Below are 6,678 nucleotides of genomic sequence, written 5' to 3'. Positions count from 1 at the left end.
CCTCAGACCGTCACGGATGTCTCCGAACACCTGTCACGGATGTCCCCGGTCTGAACATCTAAGAGAGAGGGATTTGGTTTGCGCCCCTACCGCTCCAACTCCACCAGCTCGTACCAGGTCTGCATGTAACCCCCGACCCCGCCCTTCACGAAGAGCGAGTCCTCGTCGGCCGTGACCCACATGTCGTAGGTCGGGTGCTCGCCGTCCTTGCTGACCATGCCGCCGTCCTCGCCGAGGAAGCGGAAGTGGCGGCAGGCGAAGGTTCCGGCCGGCGTGGTCGCCTCTTCGTCGCCGACATATTCCAGGGTGATGCCGCTTTCGACGATCTGCGGCGGGGTGGCGCCGCGGTGATCGACCGAGGGCAGGAAGACGCGCAGCTTGCGCTTGTGCGGGCCCTTGGACACGTCCATCACCTTGCACATGTAGGCGTCGCCGATGATCGGGTGGGTGCCGAAGCCGTCGAAATGGCCGTTCATCGGCACGCGCTGCGACAGGCGGCCGATCGACGGGCCGTAGCTCTCGCACTCGATGAAGTCCTCGCCGAAGCGGAACCAGCCCGAGCCCATGAACTTGTCGCCGACCGTCAGGCGCAGGTGGAAGTCCATCGGCCGGTTGTGCTCGTCGAGGGAGTAGACGGCGTCGCGCAGGACGGTGGGGTCCGGCTCCTCGATCTCGCACTGGGCGCGGATGGTGACCTTGCCGTCGGTGTGGCGGGTCATGGAGAAGTGCTCGCGGCCCCGCTCCTGGCCTTCGCGGCCCGGCTTGCGCGAGGTGTAGAGGATCTTGCCGCGGATGGCCTGGTGCTTCATCGCCCCGCTCCTCAGAAGGCCGCCAGGCCGGTGATCGCCCGGCCCAGGATCAGGGCGTGGACGTCGGCCGCGCCTTCGTAGGTGTTGACCGTCTCGAGGTTGGCCGCGTGACGCATCACGTGGCTGGCGCCGGAGATGCCGGCCCCGCCGTGGATGTCGCGAGCCTCGCGGGCGATGATCAGGGCCTTGCCGCAGTTGTTGCGCTTCAGCAGGCTGATGGCTTCCGGCACCCAGTCGCCGGCGTCGAGGCGACGGCCCAGGGCCAGCGCGCCTTCGAAGCCGAGGGCGATCTCGGTCTGCATGTCGGCCAGCTTCTTCTGGATCAGCTGGCGGGCGGCCAGCGGACGGCCGAAGACCACGCGATCGGCCACATAGGCCGCGCTGGTCTCCAGGCAGAACCGCGCCGCGCCCATCGCGCCCCAGGCGATGCCGTAGCGAGCCTTGTTGAGGCACGAGAACGGACCGCGCAGGCCCTTCACGCCCGGCAGGATGGCGTCGTCGGGCACGAGCACGTCCTGCAGGACGATCTCGCCGGTGATCGAGGCGCGCAAGCTGAGCTTGTCGTCGATCTTCGGGGTGGTGAAGCCCTCCGTCCCGCGCTCGACCAGGAAGCCGCGGATCTCGCCGTCGAGCTTGGCCCAGACCAGGGCGACGTCGGAGATCGGGCTGTTGGTGATCCAAATCTTGGCGCCGTTCAGCACGTAGCCGCCGTCGACCTTGCGGGCCACGGTGCGCATCGAGCCCGGATCCGAACCGCCGTCGGCCTCGGTGAGGCCAAAGCAGCCGATCAGCTCGCCGCGCGCCATGCCCGGCAGCCACTTGCGCTTCTGCTCTTCCGAGCCGAAGGCGTAGATCGGGTACATGACCAGCGAGGACTGCACGCTCATGGCCGAGCGATAGCCGCTGTCGACGGCCTCGATCTCGGCGGCGGCCAGGCCGTAGGCCACGTGGCTGACGCCGGCGCCGCCGTATTCCTCCGGCAGGGTCGAGCCGAGCAGGCCAAGCTCGCCCATCTCGGTCATGATCTGCCGATCGAAGCGGCCGTCGGCATAGGCCGAGACCACGCGCGGCAGCAGTTGCTCCTGCGCATAGGCGCGGGCGGCGTCGCGGATCAGGCGCTCGTCCTCGGTCAGGCGGGCGTCGAGGGCGAGCGGATCCTTCCAATCGAAGGCGGGAATGGTGCGAGCGGCGTCGAGGGGCATCGTAGTCCTCCGGCGGCCGGAAATGACCGCACAGCAATTGATCTGAACTTCCGCCTTTCTAGCCGGGGGCCCCGCGCCTACCCCGGTCGCCGCTGGATTTGACCGGGAGGCGATTAGGTTGGTTGGCCAAGTGGGCGGCAAGACGCTCGTCGAGAAGGTGATCGCCAAGGCCGCGGGCCTGCCGAGCGTGCGCGCCGGCGACCTCGTGACGGCCAAGGTGGATCTGGCCTTCGCGCACGACAGCAGCGGCCCGCGCCGCTGGCGTCCGCTGCTGGAAGAACTGGGCGTGGGCCTGTGGGACCCGTCCAAGGTGGCCATCGTCTCCGACCACTACGTGCCGGCCGTCGATGCGGAATCGGCGGCGATCCTGAAAGGGACGCGCGACTTCGCCCGCGACTATGGCGTCGGCGCCTTCTTCGACATGGTCGGCATCTGCCACCTGGTTTTGCCCGAGCACGGCCTGATCCGGCCGGGCGCCTTCATCGCCGGCGGCGACAGCCATACGCCGACGGCCGGGGCCTTCGGGGCCTATGCGGCCGGCTATGGCGCCACCGACATGGCCGCCATCGCCGCCACGGGCGAGACCTGGCTGGCCGTGCCCGAGACGATCCGCGTCGAATGGACCGGCGCCTTCCAGCCGGGCGTGACCGCCAAGGACGTCATGCTGTTCCTGTGCCGCGAGTTGGGCATGGACAACGCCTTCAAGGCCGTGGAATTCGCAGGCCCCCTGGTCGAGGCCATGCCGATGGCCGAACGCATGGTGCTGGCCAACATGGCCGCCGAACTGGGCGCCGAGACCGGGGTCGTGGCGCCGGACGCCGTGACCTTCGCCTATCTGGCCGCCCGCGGCGCGCCGGTGACGGACGAGGCCGCAGCCCTGGCCCTGCATTCGGATCCCGACGCGACCTACGCCGCCGTCCACCGCTTCGACGCGTCGAGCCTGGCGCCGCAGATCGCCGCCCCGCACTCGCCGGCCAACACCCGCGACGCGACCGAGTTCGGCGAGGTCCGCATCGACCAGGCCTATATCGGCGCCTGCGTCGGGGCCAAGATCGAGGATCTGCGGATGGCCGCCGCCGTGCTGCAGGGTCGCCGCGTGGCCCCCGGCGTGCGTCTGCTGGTGGCCCCGGGCTCGGCCCGCACGGCGGAACTGGCCGCCCGCGAAGGCGTGATGGAGACCCTACTGGCGGCCGGCGCGGTGCTGATGCCGTCGGGTTGCGGGGCCTGCGCCGGCATGGGCGCGGGGATCCTGGCCGAAGGCGAGACCTGCATCTCGTCGACCAACCGCAACTTCCAGGGCCGCATGGGCCATGCTGGGGCCAACGTCTATCTCGGCTCGCCCTACGCCGTGGCGGCGGCCGCCACGGCCGGCCGCATCGTCGACCCCCGCCCCTATCTGACGGGAGCCGCCTGATGTCCCGCGCCTTCGTCTTCGGCGACGCCATCGACACCGACCTGCTCGCCCCGGGCAACCTGATGAAGCTGCCGCCAACCGAGCTGGCGCAGCATTGCCTCAAGGCGATCGCGCCGGACTTCGCCGCCAGCGTACGCCCCGGCGACGTGGTGTTCGCCGGCGCGAATTTCGGCCTCGGCTCGTCGCGCGAGCAGGCGGCCGTCTCCCTTCGACTCCTTGGCGTCTCTGCGGTGCTGGCGACCTCGTTCGCCCGCATCTTCTACCGCAACGCCATCAACCTCGGCTTGCCGGCCTTCGTGTTTCCCCAGGTCGGCGAGATGACGGACGGCGATCGGATCCTTCTGGATCCGGTCGCTGGACGCCTCGAGAACATCACCACGGGCAAGACCTATGCCCTGACGCCGATCCCGCCGCACCTGATGGCGATGATCGATGACGGCGGCCTGATCCCCCACCTGAAACGACGCCTGAAGGGAGCCGCCGCATGAGCCTGCGCGACCGCCTCGCCCAAGACACGCCGCTGCTGGCCCCCGGCGCCTATGACGCCCTGTCGGCCCTGCTGATCGAGCAGGCCGGATTCGAGGCCATCTACCTCTCGGGCGCCTCGATCGCCTACACCCAGCTGGGCCGGCCCGACATCGGCCTGGTGTCGTTCGATCACGTCGCCGATGTTGTGGGCCGGGTGTCCGAGCGGGTCGGCCTGCCTCTGATCGTCGACGGCGACACCGGCTTCGGCAACGCCGTCAACGTGCAGCGCACGGTGCGGATCTTCGAGCGCATGGGCGCTTCGGCGATCCAGCTGGAGGACCAGACCTTTCCCAAGAAGTGCGGCCACCTGTCGGACAAGGGCCTGGTCTCGACCCAGGAGATGTCGGGCAAGATCCGCGCGGCGCTCGATGCGCGGGCCAGCGACCAGACCCTGATCATCGCCCGCACCGATGCGATCGGCGTCGAAGGCTTCGAAGCCGCGCTCGACCGCGCCCACGCCTATGTCGAGGCCGGGGCCGACGTGCTGTTCGTCGAGGCCCCTCGGTCCCTGGGCGAGATGAGCGCCATCGCCCACGCCTTCGCCGGCCGCGTGCCGCTGCTGGCCAACATGGTCGAGGGCGGCAAGACCCCGCTGCTCGACGTGACGGAGCTGGGCAATATCGGCTTCAAGCTGGTGATCTCGCCAGGCGCCCTGGTGCGCGCCCTGGTGCCGACGGCCGAGGCTTTCCTGGCCAGCCTGAAGGTCCATGGCGCGACCCGTCCGTTCGCAGAGCGGATGATCGACATGGGCGGGGTGAACGACCGCATCGGCCTTGCTGAAATGGTCACGACCGGCGCGGCCTACGCCGCCGGCTGAGTGGAGCGTCAGATGCAGGCCGATCCCAACCTCTATGATCATTGGCCCTATCGCGACCGGCCCAAGATCGTCTGGCCGGACGGCAAGAAGCTGGCCTTCTGGATCGCGCCCAACATCGAATATTACGAGTTCGATCCGCCGAAGAACCCGCAGCGTCCCGGCTGGCCCAAGCCCTCGCCGGACGTGGTGGGCTACTCGCAGCGCGACTGGGGCAACCGGGTCGGCCACTGGCGGCTGATGGAGCTGCTCGACAAGTACGGCATGCGCGGCTCGATCTCGCTGTCGGTGGGCCTGCTCGACCACCATCCGGAGATCATCGAGGCCTGCGTGGCGCGGGACTGGGAGTTCTTCAGCCACGGCATCTACAACACCCGCTACTCCTACGGCATGGACGAGGCCCAGGAGCGGGCGGTGATCGAGGACTCGATCCGCTCGGTCGAGGCCGCCACCGGCCAGCGCATCCGGGGCTACCTGGCCCCGGCCCTGACCCACACCGAGAAGACCTTCGACCTCCTGGCCGAAAACGACTTCTGGTACACCTGCGACCTCTTCCAGGACGACCAGCCCCAGCCGGTGAAGACCAAGACCGGCAAGCTGATCTCGATGCCCTATTCGCTGGAGGTCAACGACGTCATCACCTATGGCGCGCTGTCGATGAGCCCCTGGCGCTATGCCGACGTGCTCAAGCGCCACTTCGACCAGTTGCTGGAAGAGGGCGAAAAGTCGGGCACGGTGATGTGCATCCCGTTGCACGCCTATCTGGTCAGCCAGCCGCACCGCATCCGCCCCTTCGAGGAGGCCCTGCGCCACATCGCCGGCCACGACGAGGTGTGGATCACCACGGCCCGCGAGATCGCGGCCCACTATCGCGACAACTACTTCGACCAGACCGTGGCCGACATCGCCGCGCGCGGCCTGGCCACGCCGGGAACGGGGTTCGACCATGCCGCTGCCTGACGAGCACCTGATCTATCCGCACCGCGCCTACGGCATGGACCAGGACCGCTACGCCTGGCGGCCCTCGACCGTGCGCGCGCCGATCGCGCTTCCGAGCGGCGCGGCGGTGACGGCGATGATCGTCGTGCCGATCGAGCACCATCCGCTGAACCCGTCGGGCAAGCCGTTCAAGCACCCCGGCGCCATGGTCACCCCCTATCCGGACCTGCGCCACTATACGACGCGCGACTACGGCAACCGGGTGGGCGTCTACCGCATCCTCGACGCCCTGAAGGCGGCTGGTGTGAAGGCGACCTTCCCGATCAACGCCGACCAGCTGGAGCGGCTGAAGCCCCTGGTCGAGACGATCCTGGCCGACGGCCACGAGATCGCCACCTACGGCCTCTCGACCACCCACATCCACTGGGGCGGGCTCGACCGCGAGACCGAAACCGCCTGGGTGGCCGAGGTGCGGGCGCGGTTCGACGCGGCGGGCCTGTCGCCGCGCGCCTGGCTCAGCCCGGCGCGACAGCAGTCGTTCGCCACGCTGGACCTGATCCGCGCGGCCGGCTTCGACATCTGCCTCGACTGGGAGCAGGACGAGGTTCCGGTGGCGATGACCACCGACGCCGGCGAGGTGATCGGCCTGCCGCTGTCCAACGAACTCGACGACCGGTCGCTGATGATCGACCGCCGGCAGACCGAGGACGAGTGGGCGAGCCAGGTGCTGGAGGCCGCCAGCTATCTCACCGACGGCGCCGGGCGGTTCGGCGGGCGGGTGCTGGGCTTCACCCTGACGCCGTACGTGACGGGTCAGCCGTTTCGGATCTCGGCCTTGCGGCGGTTGCTGGCGGGGCTGGGGGAGTTGGGCGTGAAGGCCATGACGGCGAGCGAAATCGCCTCCTGATCCTTCTCCCCTTGCGGGAGAAGGTGTCGGCGTAGCCGACGGATGAGGGGTCGCGCGGACGGTTC

General features: G+C 69.2%; 7 protein-coding genes. 5 read left to right on the top strand and 2 right to left on the bottom strand.

Annotation, left to right across the window (positions count from 1 at the left end; all coding sequences use genetic code 11):
• Positions 1-86: 86 nt before the first annotated feature.
• The gene (locus DMC18_RS13755; RefSeq protein WP_110122116.1) at positions 87-809 is read right to left on the bottom strand and encodes a hypothetical protein; all 723 of its coding nucleotides are present in this window, start codon (positions 807-809) and stop codon (positions 87-89) included.
• 11 nt (positions 810-820) lie between these two features.
• Complete coding sequence (locus DMC18_RS13750; RefSeq protein WP_110122115.1) at positions 821-2,011, bottom strand: acyl-CoA dehydrogenase; 1,191 nt, start codon at positions 2,009-2,011, stop codon at positions 821-823.
• A gap of 118 nt (positions 2,012-2,129) precedes the next feature.
• On the opposite strand from DMC18_RS13750, the gene DMC18_RS13745 reads away from it, so the two are divergent.
• The 5 genes from DMC18_RS13745 to DMC18_RS13725 are packed head-to-tail and all read left to right on the top strand — an operon-like array spanning position 2,130 to position 6,613.
• Positions 2,130-3,425 carry an aconitase/3-isopropylmalate dehydratase large subunit family protein gene (locus DMC18_RS13745; protein ID WP_233245388.1) on the top strand — a complete coding sequence of 432 codons (1,296 nt, stop codon included), beginning with the start codon at positions 2,130-2,132 and terminating at the stop codon, positions 3,423-3,425.
• On the top strand, positions 3,425-3,913 hold the full coding sequence (locus DMC18_RS13740; protein WP_233245387.1) for a 3-isopropylmalate dehydratase: 489 nt from the start codon (positions 3,425-3,427) through the stop codon (positions 3,911-3,913). The genes DMC18_RS13745 and DMC18_RS13740 overlap by 1 nt, the downstream gene beginning before the upstream one ends.
• Positions 3,910-4,770 carry an oxaloacetate decarboxylase gene (locus DMC18_RS13735; protein WP_110122113.1) on the top strand — a complete coding sequence of 287 codons (861 nt, stop codon included), beginning with the start codon at positions 3,910-3,912 and terminating at the stop codon, positions 4,768-4,770. The genes DMC18_RS13740 and DMC18_RS13735 overlap by 4 nt, the downstream gene beginning before the upstream one ends.
• A 12-nt stretch (positions 4,771-4,782) precedes the next feature.
• Positions 4,783-5,727, top strand: coding sequence for a polysaccharide deacetylase family protein (locus DMC18_RS13730; protein WP_110122112.1), 945 nt, complete (start codon positions 4,783-4,785; stop codon positions 5,725-5,727).
• Positions 5,714-6,613: a polysaccharide deacetylase family protein gene (locus tag DMC18_RS13725; RefSeq protein ID WP_110122111.1), complete on the top strand. Its 900-nt coding sequence runs from the start codon at positions 5,714-5,716 to the stop codon at positions 6,611-6,613. The genes DMC18_RS13730 and DMC18_RS13725 overlap by 14 nt, the downstream gene beginning before the upstream one ends.
• Positions 6,614-6,678 lie beyond the last annotated feature (65 nt).

Source organism: Caulobacter sp. D5 (assembly GCF_003185805.1).
Taxonomy (GTDB): Bacteria; Pseudomonadota; Alphaproteobacteria; order Caulobacterales; family Caulobacteraceae; genus Caulobacter.
Note: the sequence above shows the minus strand (reverse complement) of the source record. Positions and strands in the feature narration are given on the sequence as shown.